Annotated in this window: 15 protein-coding genes; 11 read left to right on the plus strand and 4 right to left on the minus strand. The window is 67.6% G+C overall.

Annotation, left to right across the window (positions count from 1 at the left end; genetic code table 11):
- Positions 1-10: 10 nt before the first annotated feature.
- Positions 11-1,540: a nitric oxide reductase transcriptional regulator NorR gene (gene norR / locus HV786_RS03140; protein ID WP_175209955.1), complete on the minus strand. Its 1,530-nt coding sequence runs from the start codon at positions 1,538-1,540 to the stop codon at positions 11-13.
- Between the two features lie 151 nt (positions 1,541-1,691).
- On the opposite strand from norR, the gene ytfE reads away from it, so the two are divergent.
- From ytfE to HV786_RS03155, 3 genes are all read left to right on the plus strand, one after another.
- A complete protein-coding gene (ytfE, locus tag HV786_RS03145; protein WP_128827624.1) occupies positions 1,692-2,363 on the plus strand; it encodes an iron-sulfur cluster repair protein YtfE in 672 nt (223 codons plus the stop codon).
- A 61-nt stretch (positions 2,364-2,424) separates the two neighbouring features.
- Positions 2,425-2,835 (plus strand): hemerythrin domain-containing protein, encoded by a 411-nt coding sequence (locus HV786_RS03150; RefSeq protein ID WP_128827625.1) that lies wholly within the window; start codon positions 2,425-2,427, stop codon positions 2,833-2,835.
- A gap of 159 nt (positions 2,836-2,994) precedes the next feature.
- Positions 2,995-3,912, plus strand: coding sequence for a DUF808 domain-containing protein (locus HV786_RS03155; protein WP_128827626.1), 918 nt, complete (start codon positions 2,995-2,997; stop codon positions 3,910-3,912).
- Positions 3,913-3,959: 47 nt separating this feature from the next.
- Here the strand turns inward: HV786_RS03155 and HV786_RS03160 are convergent, their stop codons facing one another.
- The 3 genes from HV786_RS03160 to HV786_RS03170 are packed head-to-tail and all read right to left on the minus strand — an operon-like array spanning position 3,960 to position 9,696.
- Entirely contained in the window at positions 3,960-5,420 is a 1,461-nt protein-coding gene (locus HV786_RS03160; protein ID WP_175209957.1) for an efflux transporter outer membrane subunit, read from the minus strand.
- Positions 5,421-5,422: 2 nt separating this feature from the next.
- Positions 5,423-8,608, minus strand: a complete 3,186-nt coding sequence (locus HV786_RS03165) for an efflux RND transporter permease subunit (protein WP_128827627.1) — start codon at positions 8,606-8,608, stop codon at positions 5,423-5,425.
- Positions 8,605-9,696: an efflux RND transporter periplasmic adaptor subunit gene (locus HV786_RS03170; RefSeq protein ID WP_420809622.1), complete on the minus strand. Its 1,092-nt coding sequence runs from the start codon at positions 9,694-9,696 to the stop codon at positions 8,605-8,607. Before HV786_RS03170 ends, HV786_RS03165 begins: the two co-directional genes overlap by 4 nt.
- A gap of 233 nt (positions 9,697-9,929) precedes the next feature.
- On the opposite strand from HV786_RS03170, the gene HV786_RS03175 reads away from it, so the two are divergent.
- From HV786_RS03175 to HV786_RS03210, 8 genes are all read left to right on the plus strand, one after another.
- The gene (locus HV786_RS03175) at positions 9,930-10,553 is read left to right on the plus strand and encodes a TetR/AcrR family transcriptional regulator (RefSeq protein ID WP_062840493.1); all 624 of its coding nucleotides are present in this window, start codon (positions 9,930-9,932) and stop codon (positions 10,551-10,553) included.
- 149 nt (positions 10,554-10,702) lie between these two features.
- A complete protein-coding gene (locus HV786_RS03180; RefSeq protein ID WP_056321672.1) occupies positions 10,703-12,676 on the plus strand; it encodes a BCCT family transporter in 1,974 nt (657 codons plus the stop codon).
- 172 nt (positions 12,677-12,848) lie between these two features.
- Complete coding sequence (locus tag HV786_RS03185) at positions 12,849-13,976, plus strand: efflux RND transporter periplasmic adaptor subunit (RefSeq protein ID WP_128827628.1); 1,128 nt, start codon at positions 12,849-12,851, stop codon at positions 13,974-13,976.
- A 15-nt stretch (positions 13,977-13,991) separates the two neighbouring features.
- Entirely contained in the window at positions 13,992-17,093 is a 3,102-nt protein-coding gene (locus tag HV786_RS03190) for a MexW/MexI family multidrug efflux RND transporter permease subunit (protein WP_128827629.1), read from the plus strand.
- 10 nt (positions 17,094-17,103) lie between these two features.
- Complete coding sequence (locus HV786_RS03195) at positions 17,104-18,555, plus strand: efflux transporter outer membrane subunit (RefSeq protein ID WP_175209959.1); 1,452 nt, start codon at positions 17,104-17,106, stop codon at positions 18,553-18,555.
- Positions 18,556-18,585: 30 nt separating this feature from the next.
- Positions 18,586-19,245: a helix-turn-helix transcriptional regulator gene (locus tag HV786_RS03200; protein WP_128829866.1), complete on the plus strand. Its 660-nt coding sequence runs from the start codon at positions 18,586-18,588 to the stop codon at positions 19,243-19,245.
- Positions 19,242-20,141: a LysR family transcriptional regulator gene (locus HV786_RS03205; protein WP_128829865.1), complete on the plus strand. Its 900-nt coding sequence runs from the start codon at positions 19,242-19,244 to the stop codon at positions 20,139-20,141. Before HV786_RS03200 ends, HV786_RS03205 begins: the two co-directional genes overlap by 4 nt.
- 220 nt (positions 20,142-20,361) lie before the next feature.
- Positions 20,362-21,858: an ABC transporter substrate-binding protein gene (locus tag HV786_RS03210; protein WP_128829864.1), complete on the plus strand. Its 1,497-nt coding sequence runs from the start codon at positions 20,362-20,364 to the stop codon at positions 21,856-21,858.
- The last annotated feature ends 115 nt before the right edge of the window (positions 21,859-21,973 follow it).

Here is a 21,973-nt window from a genome sequence, read left to right on the forward strand (position 1 = left end):
GCGCCACGCTTCAGCCCTTTAACCCGAGCCGCCGCGCCAGCTTATGCAGGTTGCTGGGGTCAACATCCAGCGCGCGCGCGGCGACGGCCCAATTGCCGTCGTGCGCGTCCAGCGCCCGGCGGATGACCTGCCGCTGACAGGCGTCCACCGCGTCGCGCAGCGACTGCGCCGGCGCTTGGCGGGCGGGCGCGTCATCCGCATCGTCTTCCAGCGCGCCAGGCATGTCGCCGTCGGACAGGTCCAGCAGCTTGGCGCCCAGTGTGACGATTTCGTTGCGGCTGGCGCCGTGGCTGACTGCCTTGATGGCGGCCCGGCTGATGACGTGTTCAAGTTCGCGCACGTTGCCGGGCCAGCGGTAGCGGCGCATCATTTCCTCGGCCTCCGGCGATAGCCGCAGGCTGCGCAGCCCGAGGCGCGCGCGGTTCAGTTCCAGGTAGCGGCCGGCCAGCAACAGGATGTCGTTGCCGCGATCGCGCAGGGGCGGTATGGGAATCGGATACACCGACAGACGGTGGTAGAGGTCGGCGCGGAAATCGCCCGCGCGCACCAAGTCGCGCAGGCTGCGGTTGGTGGCCGCCACGATGCGCACGTCCACCGTGCGAGGACGGTCATCGCCCAGGCGCTGGATCTCGCCGTTCTGCAGGGTGCGCAGCAGCTTGGCCTGCACCAGCAGCGGCAGTTCGCCGACTTCATCCAGGAACAGCGTGCCGCCGTTGGCGGCTTCAAAGCGGCCGGGGCGGTCGGCCACCGCGCCGGAAAACGCGCCCTTTGCGTGGCCGAACAATTCGCTCTCGGCCAGGGACTCGGGCAGCGCGGCGCAGTTCACGTGCACCAGCGGCCGGTCGCGGCGGCGCGACAGCCCGTGCACCCGGCGCGCAAACAATTCCTTGCCCACGCCCGTCTCACCCAGCAGCAGAATCGGCAATTCCGAATCGGCCACGACCTCGATCTCGTGCAGCAGGCGGGCGATGGACTCGCTCTGGCCCAGGATCTCGCTGGCGGCGGGTGCGGCGCTGTCAGCCGGCGCCTGCCCGCGCGCCACGCGCAGGGCGCGGATCTCGGCCTCCAGGCGGGTGGTGCGCAGCGCGGCTTCGAGCAGCACGATGTAGTCTCGCAGATCGGCCTGCGCCTCCATGTCGAACGTGCCGACCTCCAGCGCGTCCAGCGTCAGCACACCCCAGGTCTTGCCCTCGATGTGCAGGCTGGTGCCCATGCAGTCGTGCACGGGCAGCGGTTCACCGGCCATGCCGTTGATGAGTCCGTCGTAGGGGTCGGGCAGGGTGCTGTCGTGGTGAAAGCAGGTGACGCCGCGCCGCGCCAGGATGGCCGCCAGCCTCGGATGCTGCTGCACGGCGAAGCGGCGGCCCAGTGCGTCCTGCGTCAGGCCGTCCACCGCGATCGGGCGCAGGTGATCTTCTTCGAGCTGCAGCAGCGCGACGGCGCCGCAGCGGAAATGCGTTCGAAGACTGGAGACCAGACGCTGTAGACGAATGGCGGGCGGCAGGTCGGCGACCAGGTCGGCAAGCAGAAGATTTTGCATGGGTGAATTCTACCGTTGCAAGGTGAATAAAACCCTACCGCTGAAGGGTGATATCTACCCTTTAAAACGCAGGTGATTGATAAATCGCAAGTTTTTCCTGGCACGGTTTTCGCAAGTAGAGAGGCACCGTCATGATCTATGGAGAGACGCGATGAGCATGGTTGAGCAATCCCTGGGCCAGTTGGCCCGCAGCATTCCCGGCGCCACGCAGGTGTTTCACGAATTCGAACTGGACTTCTGCTGTGGCGGCAAGAAAAGCCTGGCCGAGGCGGCAGCCCAGCGTTCGCTGGATCCCGCGCAGATCGAGGCCCGCCTGGTCGCCCTGGCGCAGGACCCCTCGCAGGAAACGGACTGGGGGCTCGCTTCGCCGGCCGAGCTGGTCGATCACATCCTGGCGCGCTACCACGAGGTCCACCGTCAGCAACTGCCGGAACTCATCCGCCTGGCCTTGAAGGTGGAACAGGTCCACGCCGACAGCCCGGATTGCCCGGCGGGCCTGGCCGATCACCTGCGCGCCATGCAGCAGGAACTGGAAAGCCACATGCAGAAAGAGGAACAGGTGCTGTTCCCGATGCTGGCGCGCGGCCACGGCGCCATGGCCACCATGCCGATCATGGTCATGCGCACGGAACACGACGACCACGGCGTGGCGCTCGAACGCCTGATGGCGCTGACCAACAACGTGACCCTGCCGCGTGCGGCCTGCAATACCTGGCGCGCGCTTTACCTGGGCATTCGCCAGTTCAAGGAAGACCTGATGGCGCACATCCACCTGGAAAACAACATCCTCTTCGAGAACGCAGGAGCGCGTGCGCCGGCCTGACGGCGCGCGGCAAGGAAGGGCGGGGCCTGCCGGCCCCGCGGCATCAGCAGGGAAGGTCCGTATGAACATCGACAAATTCAAGCAGCAGCACGTGGATATCCTGGAAGGCATCGCGTCGCTGCGCAAGCTGGCCCTTGCCGGCGTGGCGCGCAACGCGGCCGAGATCGCCCAGGGCATCGTCGCCATGAGCGCCACCATCAAACTGCATCTGGCGGTCGAGGACCGCGCGCTGTATCCCGCGGTGGCGCGCAGCGCGGACGCCGACCTGGCGCGAAAGGGGCGCGAATTCCAGGAAGAGATGGACGCCATCGCCGCCGCCTACGAAGGCTTCGCCAAGCGCTGGAACAATGCCCGCAGCCTGGAACTGGACGAGCGGGGCTTTCGCGACGACGCCAATACCGTGCTGCGCCGTGTGCACGAGCGCATGCAGCGCGAAAACCGCGATCTCTATCCCCGCATCGAGGCGATGTAGCGCCAGATCCGCCAGACGCTTCAGACGCGGCGGTGCGCACGGCGCACAACCCGCCCCGATCCGGACACAAACGGAATGAAAACCGACAGCTCGGTTGCATGAATCCGCCGGTCGCCGCCTGTACACTCGGAGCACCTTATTGGGCGCCTGGGGATCTTGATGGCCGGAAGCAGCTTTTTCGCGTTGTTCGACGATATCGCCACCATCCTGGATGACGTTTCCGTCATGACGAAGGTGGCCGCCAAGAAGACGGCGGGCGTGCTGGGCGACGACCTGGCGCTCAACGCCCAGCAGGTCAGCGGCGTGCCCGTCAACCGCGAGCTTCCCGTCGTCTGGGCGGTGGCCAAGGGTTCCTTCATCAACAAGCTGATCCTGGTGCCCGCGGCGCTGCTCATCAGCGCCTTCGCACCCTGGGCGATCACGCCGCTCCTGATGTTGGGCGGCGCCTTTCTTTGCTACGAAGGCGTCGAGAAGCTGGCGCACAAGTACCTGTCGCATGGCGAATCCCCGGAAGGGCATCACGCCGCGCTCTCCGAGGCGCTGCAGAACCGGTCGGTCGACATGGTCGCGTTCGAGAAGACCAAGATCAAAGGCGCGGTGCGTACCGACTTCATCCTGTCGGCGGAAATCATCGTCATCAGCCTGGGCGCGGTGGCGGGCGCCGACTTCACACGGCAGGTCGCGGTGCTGTCCATCATTGCCATTGCGATGACGGTGGGCGTCTACGGCCTGGTCGCGGGCATCGTCAAGCTCGATGACCTGGGCTTGCACCTGAGCCAGAAATCGTCGCGCGCGGTGGCCTGGCTGGGCGAGCGGATCGTGGGCGCGGCGCCTTACCTGATGAAGACGCTGTCCGTGGTTGGCACGGCCGCCATGTTCATGGTCGGCGGCGCCATCCTGACCCACGGCATTCCCCCCGTGCATGCGGCCATCGAACACGCCGCCGCCGCGGTGGGCGGGGGCGGCGTCGTGCACGCGCTGGTGTCCACGTTGCTCAACGCCCTGTTCGGCATCGTCGCCGGCGCGGTCGTGCTGGGCGCGGTGAGTCTGGTCAAGCGCCTTTTCAAGAAAGGCTGATGCGCCAGCCGGTCCCGGCGCGCCACGAAGACCGGCGCGTGGGATCGCTACCTTTGCGGTGCGGCGGCGACCGGCGACCCCATTGCCTGGAACAGCGCCGCCGTTTCCGTCATGCGGCTGTTGGCGTATTCCAGTTCGCGCAGGCGCGCAGCGACGTAATGCTGCTCGGCGGCGTATTGGGTGTAAGGCGCCAACGCGCCCAACTTGACCCGGCTGGCCGTGTTCCGATAGGACTGTTCGGCCGCGCGCCGCGAGGCTTCCGCCGACGCCAGCGCCTGTCCGCCCGCATCCAGGCGCGAGAGCGTGTCGGCCACATCGCGAAACGCTGTCAGCACGGTCTGCTTGTATTGCAGGACGGCGGCCTCGTAGCGTTCTTTCGCGGCGCTGCGTTCGGCCAGCAATTGCCCGCCATGGAAGATCGGCTGCGTCAGCGACGCGCCAATGGCCCAGATAGAGCCGCCACCTGACAGGGCGTCGCCCCAAGAGAACCCGCCCTTGCCCATGGACGCCGACAGCGACAGGCTGGGAAACATCTGCGCGGTGGCCAGGCCCACGTCGGCCGCGGCGGCCTCAAGCGCCGCCTCGGCGACCCGGATGTCCGGCCGCGAGGCCAGCAGTTCCGATGGCACCACCACGGGCACCGCCTCGGGCACGGCCAGCGTGTCGAAGGCCAGGTCGGGGGGCGCCTGGTCCGGACTGCGGCCCAGCAGCACGGCCAGCGCGTGACGCGTGGCATGCCACTGCGCGCGCAGACCGGGCAAGGATGCCTCCAGCGTGGCGGCGTCCTGGTCGGCGGCCAGCGCATCGTTCTGCGAGGCAGAGCCGTATTCATAGCGGCGTTGCGTGTCATGCGCCACCTGCCGCAGCAGCACCGCCTGCTTTTCCGTCAGCGCCACGCGTTCGGCCAGCGCGGCCGAGGTGATCGCACCGGTGACGATGTTGGCCGCGAGCGAGCGCCGGGCCGCTTCAAGCTGATAGGCCTGCTGCGCGACCTGCGCCGCCAGCGACGTGTTGGCAAAGCGCGCCGCGCCAAAGAGGTCCAGGTTGTAGCTGGCCTGCACCTGGCCCGTGAAGACGTTAAAGAGCGCCGTGGGTTCGGGCAGTTCGGGCATCGTCAGCGCGCGGTTGCGCGTGGCGCTGGCGCCCGCGTCCACCGAAGGCAGCAGCGAGGAATTGACCTGCCCGCGCAATTGCTCGCGCGCGCCTGCCAGGTTGCGTTCGGCGGCGGCCAGGTCCGGGCTGTTGGCCAGGCCTTCCTCGACGAGTGCGTTCAGCGCCTCGGAGCCGTAGCGCTTCCACCACTGCGGCACGGGGTGCGCGCCGCGCTCGAAGCGTTGCGCCACGCCCTGCGCGGTGGCACCCGCGGGGGGCGCGGCCTCGACGCCATATTGCGCGGGTTGCGCCATGCTGGGCGGCTTGCTGTCCGGCGCGAAGGCGCAGCCGCCCAGTGCCAGCATCAGCGGCAGCGCCGCAAACCGAACGCGTTGGAAAGTGAAGGGGATGCGCATGGTCAGGCTCCTCGTTCCACCGTGTCGCCCGCGTTGGCGCCGGGCGGCACGCCTTCCGGCTCGTCGCGTTCGTCGTGCTTCACCCGGAACCACGCCGCATACAGGGCGGGCAGGAAGAACAGCGTCAGCACCGTGGCGATGGTGATGCCGCCCATCAGGGCTGTCGCCATCGGGCCGAAGAAGTTGCTGCGCAGCAGCGGGATCAGCGCCAGCACGGCGGCGGCAGCGGTCAGCGTAATCGGCCGGAAACGCCGCACCGTGGCGCCGACAATGGCGTCCACGCGCTTGTGGCCCGCGCGGATGTCCTGCTCGATCTGGTCCACCAGGATGACCGAGTTGCGCATGATGATGCCGAACATGGCGATCACGCCCAGCATCGCGACAAAGCCGAAAGGCTTGCCAAACAGAAGCAGGGCGGCCACGACGCCGATCAGCCCCAGCGGCGCGGTCAGCACCACCATCAGCACCCGGGAAAAGCTCTGCAACTGCACCATCAGCAGCGTCAGCACGGCCACCGCCATCAGGGGCATCTGCGCGTTGATGGACGTCTGGCCCTTGGCGCTTTCCTCCACGGGTCCGCCGACTTCGATGCGAAAGCCCCCGGGCAGCTCGGCGCGCACGGCGTCCAGCTTCTTGTCGATGGCGTGCGTGACGTCAATGCCTTGCGCATCGCCCGTCACGTCGGCCTGGACAGTGATGGTGGGCTGGCGGTCGCGCTCCCAGATGACGCCATACTCGAGGTCGTAGCGGACCTGGCCGATACTGCCCAGCGGGACGGGGCCGTTCGCCGTGGGCATGGACAGCGTGGCAAGGCGGGCCGGGTCGACCCGTTCTTCGCGCGGGGCGCGCAGGGTGACGTTGATGAGCTTGTCACGCTCGCGGTACTGCGTCACGGTGTAGCCCGAGAGCGTCATCGCCAGGAAGCTGGAGATGTCGCTGGAAGTGATGCCCAGTTCACGCGCCTTCTGCTGGTTGACCTCGAAGCGCACCGATCTTTCCGAAGGCTCGTCCCAGTCGAACTGCACGTTGGCCGAGCGATTGTCGGCACGCACCTCGGCCGCCACCTTTTCGGCCACCGCCCGCACCTCGGGGATCTTGTCGCCACTGACGCGGAACTGCACCTGATAGCCGACCGGCGGCCCGTTTTCAAGGCGCGACAGGCGACTGCGGATCGCGGGGAAGTCGCTGCGCAGCATCGGCGCCATCCACTGCGCGAGCTTTTCGCGGTCTTCCACCGAATGCGTGGTGATGACGAGCTGGGCGAAGTTGGGCGTGGCAAGCTGCTGGTCCAGCGGCAGGTAGAAGCGCGGCGCGCCGGTACCCACGAAGCTGACCGAGTGCGCGATCTCCGGCCGGCCCTCCAGCGCCTTTTCCAGACGCTCGACCTGGCGCAGCGTCGCGGCAAAGGACGCGCCTTCCTGCAGGCGCACGTCCACCAGCAGTTCGCTGCGGTCGGAACTGGGAAAGAACTGCTGCGGCACGAACCTGAAGCCCGCCATCGCCACCACAAACACCAGCACGGTGCCGGCCAGCACCAGATAGCGCCGGTCCACGCACCACGCCACCCAGCCGCGCAGGCGCTGGTAGAAGCGGGTGTTGTAGATGTCGTGCTCGTGGTCGTGCGGCAGATGCGCCTCGCGCTTGCGCTCGGGCAGGAGGCGGTAGCCCAGCAGCGGAATCAGCACCACGGCCGCGAACCACGAGGTGATGAGCGCAATGGCCGACACCTGGAAGATCGAGCGCGTGTATTCGCCGGTGCTGGACTTGGCCAGCGCGATGGGCAGAAATCCCGCCACGGTGACCAGGGTGCCGGTCAGCATGGGAAAGGCCGTGCTGGTGTAGGCGAACGCGGCGGCGCGTGTCCGGTTCCAGCCCTGTTCCAGCTTCACCGCCATCATCTCGACCGCGATGATGGCGTCGTCCACCAGGAGGCCCAGCGCCAGCACCAGCGTGCCCAGCGATACCTTGTGCAGGCCGATGCCGAACATCTCCATGAACAGCGCCGTGATGGCCAGCACCACGGGGATGGAGATCACCACCACCATGCCCGTGCGCAACCCCAGGGACACCAGGCTAACCGCCAGCACGATCGCCACGGCTTCGGCCACGGAGCGCAGGAATTCGTCGACCGACTCCGACACCGCCGTCGGCATGCTGGACACTTCCGTCAGCGCGAGACCCGCGGGCAGCTCGGCCTGCAGTTCCTTGAACGTGGCGTCCAGCGATTTGCCCAGGCGCACCACGTCGTGGCCCGGCTGCATGGTGATCCCGATGCCCAGCACGGTTGCGCCCTGGAACCGCACCTGCTGCGCCGGGGGATCGTCGTAGCCGCGGTGCAGGGTGGCGATGTCGCCTAGCCGGACGGATTTGCCGTTCACGCGGATCAGCGTGTCCGCCAGGGCGCGGCTGTTCGGGAACTGGCCCGTGGGCCGCACGAAGATGCGGTCGTCCGCCGTGGTCAGGGTGCCCGCGCCCTGTACGGCGTTCTGGCTGTTGATCGCCTCGGCGATCTCCTGCGGCGATACGCCCAGCCGGGTGAGCTGCGTGTTCGGGATCTCTAGGTAGATGTGTTCGGGCTGATCCCCGAAATAGTCCACCTTGGCCACGCCAGGCACGCGCAGGAGCACGGTGCGCAGCTTGTCGGCATAGTCGCGCAACTGCGCGGGCGAAAAGCCGTCGCCTTGCAGCGTGTAGATGTTGGTGTAGACGTCGCCGAACTCGTCATTGAAGAACGGACCCTGCACGCCTTGCGGCAGCGTGGCCCGCATGTCGCCCACCTTCTTGCGCACCTGATACCACTGGTCGGCCACGGTGCTGGCAGGCGCCGAATCCTTCATCGTGTAGAAGATCAGGGATTCGCCAGGCCGCGAGTAGCTGCGCAGGAAGTCCGTGTTGGCGGTCTCCTGGAGTTTCTTGGCGATGCGGTCGGTGACCTGCTCCTGGACCTGCTGCGCCGTGGCGCCCGGCCACAGGGTCTGGATGACCATGACGCGGAAAGTGAAGGGCGGGTCTTCGGACTGCGCCAGCCGCGAATACGACAGCACGCCGAACAGCGTGACGAGCGTGATGATGAAGATCACCAGCGGCTGATGCCGCAGCGCCCAGGCCGACAGGTTGAACCGGCCTTCCTCGTGGCGATGGGCGTCTTGGTCAGCCTGCTGGCCGGGTTCCTGGCCGGGGGCGCTCATGACGCGAAATCCTCGGGATGCAGCGGCGGCACCGGGCGCACCTTCTCGCCGGACGAGACGGTGTGCACGCCTTGCCACACCACGCGCTCGCCCGCCGCCAGCCCTTGCGACAGCGTGACGGTGCGCGCGTCGTAGCGCAGCACCTGCACGCGGCGCAGTTCCAGCGTGTCGGTCTCGGGCTTGACGATCCACACCGCGGGCTCGCGGCCGTCATGGAACAGGGCCGTGGCCGGCACGGTATAAGTGGTCCGTCCGTTGGCCTGGCGGTTATCGAAACTGATGTTGGCCGTCATGCCCAGCCGGACTTCGGGCGAGGGCGATTCCAGCGTGAGCTTGGCGCGGTAGGTGCGGCTTTGCGGATCGGCGGCCGGCGCGATCTCGCGCAGCACGGCCGTGAACGTCTGGCCGGGCAAGGGCCCCAGCGTGACGGAGGCGCGCTGGCCGATTTCCAGGCCCGCCAGCACGCTTTCGGGCACGTCGCACAGCGCGTCGATGTCGCCTGCCCAGGCCAACTGATAGACGGGGGTGCCGGCGGCGACGTTCTGTCCCGTGTCGGCCTGTTCGGCGGTGATGACGCCCGCGTGATCGGCGTGCAGCGTCGTGTAGTTGAGCTGGTCGGCCGCCAGCGCCGCCTCCTGTGCGGCCTGGTCCCGCTGCGCAAGGGCCGAGGCATAGGCATTACGGGTCTGCTCGAGCTGCGTGGCGGCGATCAGGTTCTCGCGCGCCTGGGCGCGATCGCGATCCAGTTGCTTGCGGGCGTAGTCCAGCTGGTGCTGGGCCGCCGACAGCGCCGCACGCGCGGCGGCGGCGTTCTTGGTGGCGTCGGCCGGATCCAGCTTGGCCAGGACCTGGCCGGGGGACACGGTGTCGCCCAGCCGCACCTTGCGTTCCACGATCTTGCCGCCCACGCGGAATGACAGCGGCGTGCTGTAGCGCGCCTGCACTTCACCGGGAAGCGTCCAGGCCGGCAGGGCTTCGTCCGCCTGCGCGGGCATGGCGACGACGGGCCGCGGCGCCGGGGCGGGCGCCTCGTCACGGCCGCAGCCGGCCACGGCGGCGGCCATTGCGATGACGGCGGACAGGGCCAACAGGCGCGTCCGGCGGCGGGGCGAAACGGCGGGAACGATCCGTGCTGCAGCAGCAACGGCATGGCGCGCGATGAGATGCGCGCCCGGGCCAAAACAATTCACGAAACACCTCGCTGCGCGGAAATGGGGCAGGAAAGGGACGAGTCAGACTCGATACGGACTGAATTCTAATACAGTCTTGTATCTGAATACAAAGTTGAATCTGAAATGCGCGCCGGTGCTAAACTCGCGCCATGTCCAAAGTCCGCCTGACCCGAGAGCAAAGCCGAGATCAGACGCGCCAGCGCCTGCTTGACGCCGCGCAGTCGATTTTTCTGTCGAAGGGTTTTGTGGCAGCCAGCGTCGAAGACATTGCCGAGCAGGCGGGCTACACGCGCGGCGCGTTCTATTCCAATTTCAGCAGCAAGTCCGAGCTGTTCCTGCAACTGCTCAAGCGCGACCACGAAAACGTCATGGCCGACATGCGCGCCATTTTCGAAGGCGGCGAGAGCCGGTCGCAGATGGAAGCGCGCGTGCTCGACTACTACAGCGCGCACTTTCGCGAAAACGACTGCTTCCTGCTGTGGATGGAAGGCAAGCTGCAGGCGGCGCGCGATCCGGACTTCCGCGTGGGCTTTGTCGCCTGTCTGCGCGAGCTGCGCGCAGCCACCACCGAATACATCCGCCAGTTCTCGGCGCAGGTCGGCACGCCGCTGCCGCTGCCGGCCGAGCAGCTTGCGGTGGGCCTCCTGGCCCTGTCCGACGGCATGCAGTTCAGCGTTGCCTTCGACCCCCAGGCAGTCACGCCCGAGATGACCGAGGCCGTGCTGGCCGGGTTCTTTCGCCGCGTGGTGTTCGGTGACGCCAAGCCGGACTGAGGCGGCGGGACCGTCCCTGAACGGTCCGATTTCAAACTCAGGTGATTGTCAGCTTGGGTGCGCCCGTGATAGTAATACCGGCGGCGCACCGGTCGTGCTGAGGGGGCCAACGCCACGTTCCATCACCCTCGGGCACAAGGAGTGCATCCATGACTTCGGAACCCCGACCAAGCACGACCATCCATCGGCCCGTCTTCTATTCCGCGGCCGTCTTTACGTTGCTGCTGGTGGCCTTCGCCATCATTGCGCCCAAGGCCGCGCAGACCCTCTTCGAATCGATGCAGGCCTGGATCATCGGCAATGCAAGCTGGTTCTACATCCTGGTCGTCGCCATCATCCTGATTTCGGTCGCGTTCCTGGCGATCAGCCGGTATGGCGACATCAAGCTTGGCCCGGATCATAGCGAGCCCGATTACCGCAATTTCACCTGGTTCGCCATGCTGTTTTCTGCCGGCATGGGCATCGGGCTGATGTTTTTCGGCGTGGCCGAACCCGTCATGCACTTCGTGTCGCCGCCTGTGGGCGAGGGCGGCACCGTCGAGGCCGCGCGCGAGTCCATGAAGATCACCTTCTTTCATTGGGGACTGCACGCTTGGGCGATCTACGCGGCGGTGGCGCTCACGCTGGCGTTCTTCAGCTTCCGCCACGGCCTGCCGCTGACCCTGCGCTCGGCGCTGTATCCGCTGATCGGCAATCGCATCCATGGTCCGATCGGCCATGCGGTCGACATCTTCGCTATCATCGGCACCGTGCTGGGGGTGGCCACGTCGCTGGGCCTGGGCGTGGCGCAGATGAACAGCGGCCTGAACCATCTGTTCGGCATTCCGGTTGGTGTCGTGCCCCAGATCGTGCTGATCGTCATCACCTGCGGACTGGCCACGCTGTCGGTCGCCAGCGGGCTGGACAAGGGCATCCGCTTCCTGTCGGAAGCCAACATGGTGCTGGCGGTGGTCCTGCTGTTGTTCGTGCTGACCGTTGGCCCCACCGTGTTCCTTTTCCAGACGTTCGTGCAGAACACCGGCGCCTATCTGTCCGACATCGTCAACAAGACCTTCAACCTGTACGCCTACGAGCCGACCGACTGGCTGGGCGGCTGGACGTTGTTCTACTGGGGTTGGTGGATCGCCTGGTCGCCTTTCGTGGGCTTGTTCATTGCCCGCATTTCGCGGGGCCGCACCATTCGTGAATTCGTCTGCGGCGTGCTGCTGGTGCCCGCCGGGTTCACGCTGTTCTGGATGACGGTGTTCGGCGACACGGCCATCTATTACATCCTGGTTGGCGGCGACCAGGGGTTGGCGAAGGCCGTGGATGCGGACAGTTCGCTCGCCCTGTTCGCATTCCTTGAGTTATTGCCCTGGAGCAGCGTGATCTCGGTGTTCGCCATTGCGATGGTGGCCGTGTTCTTTGTCACCTCCGCCGACTCGGGGGCGCTGGTGGTGGATCTGCTGGCCTCGGGCGGCGCGGATCGCACGCCGGTATGGCAGCGGATCTTCTGGTCGCTGTCCATGGGCGCGGTCGCCATCGCGTTGCTGCTGGCCGATGGCCTGACAGCGTTGCAGACGGCCACCATCGCCAGCGCGCTCCCGTTCTCGATCATCCTGCTGCTGTCGCTCTGGGGCCTGTTCAAGGCGCTCAAGCTGGACGCCACCAAGCGCGGCATCCGCTATCAGTCCCTGACGCTGTCACGGCCGGCGCGCGGCGGCCAATCCTGGGAGCGGCGTCTGCGCAACATGGTCATGATGCCGCGCCGCGCCCATGTGCTGCGCTTCATCGCGGACGTGGTGCGGCCCGCGCTGGAAGACGTGGCCGACGAATTGCGCAAGCAAGGCTACGCCGTGCAGGTGCGCGAAGACGAGAACGAGGGCGGCGCAATCCTCGAGGTCTCGCATGGCGAACACCTGGATTTTTCCTACGCCGTGCAGCCCCAGGCCTTCGTGCGTCCCAGCCTGACGCCCGACGAGGCCGCCGACGAAGACGAGCGCAAGTACTTCCGCGCCGAAGTGCACTTGCGCGAGGGCGGGCAGGACTACGACATCATGGGCTGGAGCCGCGACGCCGTCATCGGCGACATCCTCGACCAATACGAGCGGCACCGCCACTACCTGCACATGGTGCGCGGTTAGGTGGCGCGCCGGCAGGCGCCTGCTCCTATTCCCAAGCCACGCTGTCCGCGTGGCTTTTTTTTGGCCCATAGGCCGCCGCTATCCCCTTCATTGCTTTCGCTGCTTTGACGAAATCCCGCGATTCGTGGATTATCCAAGCAAATTCTTGTTTAAATAAAAAAGCGAGCGAATCATGAAGGCGAAAAGCAGGGCATGGGCGGTCGTCGTCCTGGCCACGGCGGCGGCGTTGGCCGGCGGGGCGATGTACTGGAAATCGAAGGCGGCCGCGCCAGGCGGCGGGTGGTCGATGCCGCCGGCCAAGGTCGCGGTGGCGCCCGCCGTGCAGGCGAATTTTCCGGTGGCGCTGGCCGGTATCGGGTCGCTGGAAGCCACCCGCCAGGTGATGGTGGCGGCGGAAGCCGATGGGCGCGTGGCGCAGATCCTGTTCACCCCGGGCGAGGCGGTCAAGGCGGGGCAGTTGCTGGTGCAGTTGAACGACGCGCCCGAGCAGGGCGAGCTGGCGCGGCTGCAAGCCCAGGCGCGTAATGCGCGTGCCCTGCTGGATCGCACGCGCCGGCTTTTGCCGCTGCAGGCCGCCACGCGTGAACAGCTCGACCAGGCCGTGGCCGACCATGAACAGGCGGCCGCCGACGTGCGGCGCGTGAAGGCGCTGATCGACCAGAAGCGCATCAAGGCGCCGTTCGACGGGGTGCTCGGCGTGCGCCGCGTGAACCTGGGCCAATTTGCCCGCGCGGGCGATCCGCTGGTGTCGCTGACGGATGCGTCCTCGTTGTACGCCAACCTGACGCTGCCCGAGCAGGCGCTGGGTGTGCTGCGGGTGGGCCAGCCGGTGGCAGTGACGGTGGACGCGCACGCGGGCCGCGTATTCCCGGGCAAGGTCACCACCGTGGAGCCGCAGGTCGACCCGGGCACCCGCACGGTCCGCGTGCAGGCCTTGTTGACCAATCCCGACGGCGCGTTGTCGGCGGGGATGTACGCGCAGGGCCGGATCGGACTGCCCGACCGCCCGGATGTCATCACCGTGCCGGAGACGGCCGTCAGCTACAGCGCCTACGGCGATTCGGTCTACGTCGTCACGCCGCCTGAAGCAGGAGCCGCGGCGCCGACTGTCAGGCAGGCCTATGTGAAAACCGGCGAGCGCCTGCGCGGCCGCGTGGTGGTGACCGAGGGGCTGAAGGCGGGCGACCAGGTCGTGACGTCGGGCCAGTTGCGCCTGCATAACGGCGCTGCCGTCGAGATCCTGCCGGACGACACCGTGGCGCTGGCCGCGCCGGGACACGCCGTGGCGCAGGCCCGGTAAGGTGCGGAGGCCGACATGAAGTTCACCGATCTGTTTGTGCGCCGTCCCGTGCTGGCGCTGGTGGTCAGCACCCTCATCCTGCTGCTGGGCATCAAGGCCCTGAGCGGATTGCCCGTCAGGCAATATCCGCTGACCGAAAGCACCACCATCACCATCACGACGCAGTATCCGGGCGCATCGCCCGATCTGATGCAGGGTTTCGTCACGCAGCCCATCGCGCAGTCCGTGGCCACCGTCGAGGGCATTGACTACCTGTCGTCGTCGTCGACACAGGGCCGCAGCGTGATCACCGTGCGGATGAAGCTGAACGCCGATTCCAACAAGGCCATGACCGAGGTGATGGCCAAGGTCAACGAGGTCAAGTACCGCCTGCCGCAGGACGTCTACGACCCCGTTCTGGTCAAGTCCGCGGGCGAAGCGACGGCCGTCGCCTATGTGGGCTTTTCCAGCACGAACCTGTCGCTGGCCGCGCTGACCGACTACCTGTCGCGGGTGGTGCAGCCGCAGCTCTCGTCCATCGATGGCGTGGCAAGCGTCGAGCTGTACGGCGGGCAGAAGCTGGCAATGCGGGTATGGCTGGACCCGGACCGCATGGCGGCGCGCGGCATCTCCGCCGGCGAGCTGGCCGACGCGCTGCGCCAGAACAACGTGCAGGCCGCGCCCGGCCAGGCCAAGGGGCTGTACGTGGTGTCCAACATCCAGGTCAACACCGACCTCGTCAACGTGGCCGAATTCCGCGATCTGGTTATCAAGCACGAGGGCGGCGCCGTCGTCCGGCTGGGCGACGTGGCGACCGTGGAACTGGGCGCGGCGTCCACCGATTCGAGCGGCCTGATGGACGGCGAGCCGGCCGTGTACTTCGGCCTGAACGCCACGCCGGTCGGCAATCCGCTGGTCATCGTCAAGCGCCTGAACGAGCTGCTGCCCAACATCAAGCAGAACCTGCCGCCGGGCACCAGCGTGCAGGTGCCGTTCGAACTGGCCCGCTTCATCAGCGCCTCGATCGACGGCGTGACGCAGACGCTGCTCGAAGCCATCGTCATCGTGGTGGCGGTGATCTTCCTGTGCCTGGGCTCGCTGCGGGCGGTGCTGATTCCGGTCGTCACCATTCCGCTGTCCATGCTGGGCGGCGCGGCCATCATGGCCCTCTTCGGCTTCAGCGTGAACCTGCTGACCTTGCTGGCGATGGTGCTGGCCATCGGCCTGGTGGTGGACGACGCCATCGTCGTGGTCGAGAACGTGCACCGCCACATCGAGGAGGGCAAGTCGCCCGTGCGGGCGGCGCTGATCGGCGCGCGGGAGGTCGCCGGTCCGGTGATCGCCATGACCATCACGCTCGCGGCCGTCTATGCGCCGATCGGGCTGATGGGCGGCCTGACCGGCTCGCTCTTCAAGGAATTCGCCTTCACGCTGGCCGGGGCGGTGGTGGTGTCCGGCGTGATCGCGCTGACGCTGTCGCCGGTGATGAGTTCGTTTCTCTTGAATGGCCGGGTCGCCGACGGCTGGATGGCCCGCAAGGCCGAGCACTTCTTCGGCCGCCTGGGCGAGGCCTACGGCCGCGTGCTCGACGTGTCGCTGCATCACCGCTGGGTCACCGGCGTGCTGGCGGTGGCCGTGTTGGCCAGCCTGCCTTTCCTGTACAACGCCGCGCAGCAGGAGCTGGCCCCCGTCGAGGACCAGTCCACGGTGCTCACCGCCATCAAGTCGCCGCAGCAGGCCAACATCGACTACGTCGAAAAGTTCGGCAAGAAGTGGGACGACGTCATGAAGACGCTGCCCGAGCAGAAGGGGCGCTGGCTGATAAACGGGTCCGACGGCGTCTCCAACAGCATCGGGGGCGTGGACTTCGTGGACTGGCAGGACCGCACGCGCTCGGCCGACGAGATCCAGGCCGACATGCAGTCGATGGCGAACCAGGTCGAGGGCAGCAACATCTTCGCCTTCCAGCTGCCGTCGCTGCCCGGCTCCACGGGCGGGCTGCCGGTGCAGATGGTGCTGATGAGCGCGTCGGACTATGCCGTGGTCTTTGACGCCATGGAAAGCCTGAAGAAGGCGGCGCGGGAAAGCGGCCTGTTCATGGTGGTGGACAGCGACCTGGACTACAACAACCCCGTGGTGCAGCTGAAAGTGGATCGCAGCAAGGCCAACAGCCTGGGCGTCACCATGAAGGCCATCGGCGACACGCTGGCGGTGCTGGTGGGCGAGAACTACGTGAATCGCTTCGGCATGGACGGGCGTTCCTATGACGTCATTCCGCAAAGCCTGCGCGAGCAGCGCATCTCGCCGCAGGCGCTGGCGCAATACCACGTCAAGAGCGCCTCGGGGGCGCAGGTGCCGCTGTCCAACCTGGTGTCGGTGTCGATGGGCGTGGAGCCCAACAAGCTCACCCAGTTCAACCAGCTGAACGCCGCCACGTTCCAGGCGATTCCCATGCCGGGCGTCACGATGGGCGATGCGGTGCAGTTCCTCACGCGCGAGGCGCAGTCGCTGCCGGCGGGCTTCAGCTACGACTGGCAGTCCGATGCGCGGCAGTTCACGCAGGAAGGCTCGGCGCTGATGATCACCTTCATCTTCGCCATCATCGTCATCTACCTGGTGCTGGCCGCCCAGTACGAAAGCCTGCGTGATCCCTTCATCATCCTGGTGAGCGTGCCCATGTCTATCTGCGGCGCCCTGATTCCGCTGGCGCTGGGCATGGCCACGGTCAACATCTATACGCAGATCGGCCTGGTGACGCTGATCGGGCTCATCAGCAAGCACGGGATCCTCATGGTGGAGTTCGCCAACGAGATGCAGGTCAGCCACGGGCTGGACCGGCGCGCGGCGATGGAAGCGGCCGCACGCATCCGCCTGCGTCCCATCCTGATGACCACGGCGGCGATGGTCATGGGGCTGATTCCGCTGCTGTTCGCCACCGGCGCCGGCGCGCACAGCCGCTACAGCCTGGGACTGGTCATCGTGGTCGGGCTGCTGGTCGGCACGCTCTTCACGCTGTTCGTGCTGCCCACCGTCTACACCGTGTTTGCCCGGGACCACCGCGCCGCCCACGATACGCCGCGCGCCCGGGAACTGGCGCAGGCCGACGCCGAGGACGCGCGCACCGCCGTCCAGCACTAAGGAATCGATCATGGATAAACCGCATTTCTTTCCCCGCCTTTTTCGCGGCGCCGCCGTGCTGCTGGCCGCTTTGGCCGCGGCGGGCTGCGCCGTCGGACCCGACTACCGCCGGCCCAGCCCGGCGCCCGTGGTGCTGACCAGCCCCGAGCAGGCGTTGTTTTCCACTGATCAGGTCCAGCGCGACTGGTGGAAGCAACTGCAGGACCCGCAACTGGACCGACTGATCGACATGGCGCTCGCCCGCAACCTGGACATCCGCATCGCCCAGGCCCGCCTTGCCGAATCGCGCGCGGTGCTTGACGAAAAGGAACTGGACAAACTGCCGGCCATAACGCTGGGCGGCGGCTACGAGCGCAGCCTGTCGCAGGCCAATCCCGGCGTCGCAGGCCAGCGCAATCTGGCCGAAAGCTACCGGGCGGGCTTTGACGCGGCCTGGGAATTGGATCTTTTTGGCAGGCTGCGCCGCGCGGCCGAGGGCGCCGCGGCCCGTAGCGAGGCACAGGCTGCCGATCTGGCCCAGGCGCGCATCGTGGTCGCTGCCGAAGTGGCGCGCAATTATTTCGAACTGCGCGGCGCGGAGCAGCGGCTGGCCGTGGCGCGGGCCAACCTGGCCAGCCAGGAGGACAGCCTGCGCGTGACCCAGGCGTTGGTCTCGGCCGGTCGTGGCGACGAAGGCGATCTCGCCAGCGCGCGGGCCGAACTCGACACCGTACGGGCCAGCGTTCCGGTCCAGGAGACCGCGCGCCGGCTGGCGCGCTACCGGATCGCGGTGCTGGCGGCACTGCGTCCGGCGGAGCTGGGTGCGCTGGACGCTGCCCAGCCGCTTGCGCCGCTGACGGCGCGCCTGCCCATCGGCGACGTGGGCGCGTTGCTGTCGCGGCGCCCGGACGTGCTGGCTGCCGAGCGCAACCTGGCTGCCGCCAACGCAGACGTAGGCGTGGCCACGGCCGAGCTGTACCCGCGCATCGATCTGGGCGGCTTCCTGGGATTCGTCGCGCTGCGCGGCGCGGATTTCGGCTCGGCCGCCAGCCGCGGGTTCGGCGTCGCGGCGAGCGCCAATTGGCCCGCGTTTCATCTGCCGTCGGCCCTCGCCCGCAAGCGCGGGGCCGAGGCGCGCCTGGATGGCGAAGCGGCGCGCTACGAGCAGGCGGTCCTGCGCGCGGTCGAGGAACTGGAGTCGGCGCTGGCCGAATACGGGCAGACGCAGCAGCGCCTGGGCAGCCTGGCGCAGGCAGCGGCCCACAGCGGGCGGGCCGCCGAACTGGCCCGGCTGCGCTACCGCGAGGGCAGCACGCCTTATTTGACCGTGCTGGATGCGCAGCGTACGCTTTTGCGCGCCCAGGACGCCGTGGCCGTGGCGGAAGCCGAGTCCTATACGCGCCTCGTGGCGCTCTATAAGGCGCTGGGCGGCGGCTGGCAGGCTGACGAGGCCGGCCAGACGCGGCTGGCCGTGGCACCATAGGAACCTTCATCCGGAGAATCGGTACCCCTCATGTCTGACAGCCTGTCCCAACCGGCCGCCGCACTTCCGCACCAGCCTGCGGACCGCGTCCTCATGACCCTGAAGACCCGCGGGCCGCAATCCATCGCGGTCATCGCGCGGGCCATGGACGTGACGGCCGAGGCGGTGCGCCAGCAGATGACGCGGCTGCACGCCGACGGTCTGGTCGACGCCGAGAGCCGCAGCGCGGGCCGCGGCCGGCCCACCCAGATCTGGTTCCTGACCGCCGCGGGCCACGGGCGTTTTCCGGACACGCACGCCGAGATGACGGTGCAGATGATCGCGGCGGTGCGCCAGGTGTTTGGCGACGAGGGCATCGACAAGCTGGTGCAGGTGCGCGAGAACGCCATGCTCAACGTCTACCAGCAGGCCATGCAGGACGCGCCGGACCTGAAGGCGCGGCTCGAACGGCTGGTCGACGTGCGCAGCGCAGAGGGCTACATGGCGGAACTGCGCGAGGACGAAGCCGGATTCGTCTTCATTGAGAACCATTGCCCCATCTGTTCGGCCGCCAAGGCCTGTATGGGCTTTTGCCGAAGCGAGCTGGAACTGTTCCGCAAGGTGCTGGGCCAGGGGGTGCAGGTCGACCGCGAAGAACATATCCTGGCCGGCGCGCGGCGCTGCGCCTACCGCGTCAGCGAGCGGCCATGACGCTCAAGCAGCTCGAAGCCTTTTATTGGGCCGCCACCTGCGCCAGTTTCGCCGTGGCGGCCGAGCGGCTTCACCTGTCGGTGTCCTCGCTTTCCAAGCGCATCACGGAACTGGAAGAAGCGCTGGGCCAGCCGCTCTTTGACCGTAGCGGCCACAAGGCCGTGCTGACCGACGCGGGCCAGCGCCTGGTGCCCCAGGCGCGCGGCTTGCTCGCCGCCGCGGACCAGATCCGCGCTTGCATGACCGAGACGCCGGGCCTGCGCGGCCGGTGCCGTTTCGGGGTGGGCGAACTCACCGCGCTGACCTGGCTGCCGCAGCTGATACGCGCCGTGCGCGCGGCCTATCCCGAACTGGTGCTGGAGCCCTACGTCGACATCGGCCAGGTGCTGGAGCAACGCGTCGCGGACGGGGAACTGGATTTTGCCGTGATCGCCGGCCGGTCTTCCCGCGCCGGCATTGCGTCCGTTCCCATCGGCGAGGCGCGCTTTTCCTGGGTCGCCGCGCCCGCGGTGCTGCAGCCCGGCGAAACCGGCATGACCATGGCCCTCTTGGCCCGGCTGCCGCTCGTGACCTTGCCCGAGGGCGCGGGCACCACGCGCATCATCGACGACTGGCTGGGCGGGCGCCAGGCAGCGGGCGAGCGCCTGTGCTGCAACAACTGGGGCGCCATCGTGGGGTTGCTGATCGAAGGCACCGGGGTGGGGCTGCTGCCCAGGCATTGGGCCGAAAAGCTCCAGGCCGAAGGCAGCCTGCGTGTCCTGCACGGCGATCCCGAACTGGCCGCGTTGCCTTACGCGTTCCAATACCGGCGCGACGACGCCCGGCCGCTGGTCGCGCTGCTGCGCGACACGGTCGCCGCCTCGGCCGATTTCTCGGCGCCGTGCCGTCTGCCCTGAGGCATTCGTCCGCAAGGCGGCCGCCACGGGCGTATAGTGGGCGGCGCGCCCCGCGCCGGTCTATACAATCGCCGCGCGCCTGGCGCAGAATCCAGCAACAACGTGCGCACGAGGGGGATGGGCCCGGCGATGCGGCACGACTCGGGGGTCTGTTCCTCCCTGCCAGGCGGTGCGCCCACGCACGAGGCACGGTCCCTCTCGGAATCGACGGAGATCTTTCATGCGTAAACTTTGCCTCGCCATGGCCATGGCGGGAATGCTGGCCACCGGATTGGCGCAAGCCCAGTCCACCTTGCGTATCGGGCTGCAGGACGACCCTGATGTGCTGGATCCGGCACGCGCCCGCACCTTTGTCGGCCGCATCGTGTTCGCCTCGTTGTGCGACCGGCTGGTCGACATCACGCCCGACCTGAAGTTCGTGCCCCAGCTTGCGCAATCGTGGTCCGTCGGCCCCGACAACAAGACGCTGACCTTCAAGCTGCGCACGGATGCCGTCTTCCATGACGGCACCCCCATCAATGCCGCCGCGGTCAAGGCCAACCTCGACCGCGCCCGCACGCTGCCCGACAGCAACCGCAAGAGTGAACTGGCCACGGTGGCCAGCGTGGATGCCCCGGACGACCAGACCGTGGTGCTGAACCTGTCGGAACCGGACGCCTCGCTGCTGTCGCAGCTGTCCGACCGCGCCGGCATGATGATTTCGCCCGCCAGTTTCGACAAGGATCCCGGCGGCAAGCCCGTGTGCTCGGGCCCCTACCAGTTCAAGGAGCGCGTGCAGAACGACCGCATCGTGCTCGAGAAATTCCCCAAGTACTGGGACGCGGCCAACTACCATTTCGACCGCCTCGTCTTCACGCCGATTCCGGACAACACCGTGCGCCTGAACAACCTGCGCGCCGGCGACCTGGACATCATCGAGCGTGTGGCGCCCAGCGACGCCAAGGCCGTCAAGGACGACCCCAGCCTGCGTCTGGCCCCGGTGACCGGCCTGGGCTTCCAGTCGATCTCCGTGAACCTCGCCAACGGCGCGCGCGCCGATCATCCGCTCGCCAAGGACAAGCGCGTGCGCCAGGCGCTGGATCTGGCCATCGACCGCGACGTGCTGAACCAGGTGATCGGCGAAGGCATGTTCCAGCCTGCCCACCAGCCGTTCCCGCCCGCCAGCTTTGCCTACAACAAGTCCTTCGACCGCCCGGGCCGCGATCCCAAGAAGGCGCAGGCCTTGCTTAAGGAAGCCGGCTATGACCGCGTGAAGGTCGAGATCACCTTCGGCAACAACACCACGATGCAGCAGGTCTTCGAACTGGTGCAGGCCATGGGCGCCGAAGCGGGTTTTGACATCACCCTGCGCCCGGTCGAATTCGCCTCGCTGCAATCCTCGCTGGCGCGCGGCGACTTCCAGGTGGGCCAGAGCGGCTGGTCTGGCCGGGTCGATCCCAGCGGCAACATCCACCAGTACCTGAGCTGCAAGGGCAACCTGAACGACGGCAAGTTCTGCGACGCCGCCGTCGACAAACTGCTCAACGACGCCCGCGCCGAGGCCGACACCGCCAAGCGCCGCGCCCTGTACGACCAGGTGCTGGCCGCGATGCAGGACCAGCGTCCCATCGTCTACCTGTTCTACCTGCCGTGGACGTTCGGCGTGCAGGCCAAGGTGCAAGGCTTCGTTCCCTATCCGGACGGCTTGATCCGCCTGAAGGGTGTGGAGAAAAAGTAGGCGCACCTCCTAGGGGTAGGCCCACCCCCTACCCGCTGACGCGGGCCCCCTCAAGGGGGCGACACCAGCGGACCGGAAGGTAAGGCCCACCCCCAGCCCGCTGACGCGGGCCCCC

This window comes from Achromobacter mucicolens (assembly GCF_902859725.1).
GTDB classification, from domain to species: domain Bacteria; phylum Pseudomonadota; class Gammaproteobacteria; order Burkholderiales; family Burkholderiaceae_B; genus Achromobacter; species Achromobacter mucicolens.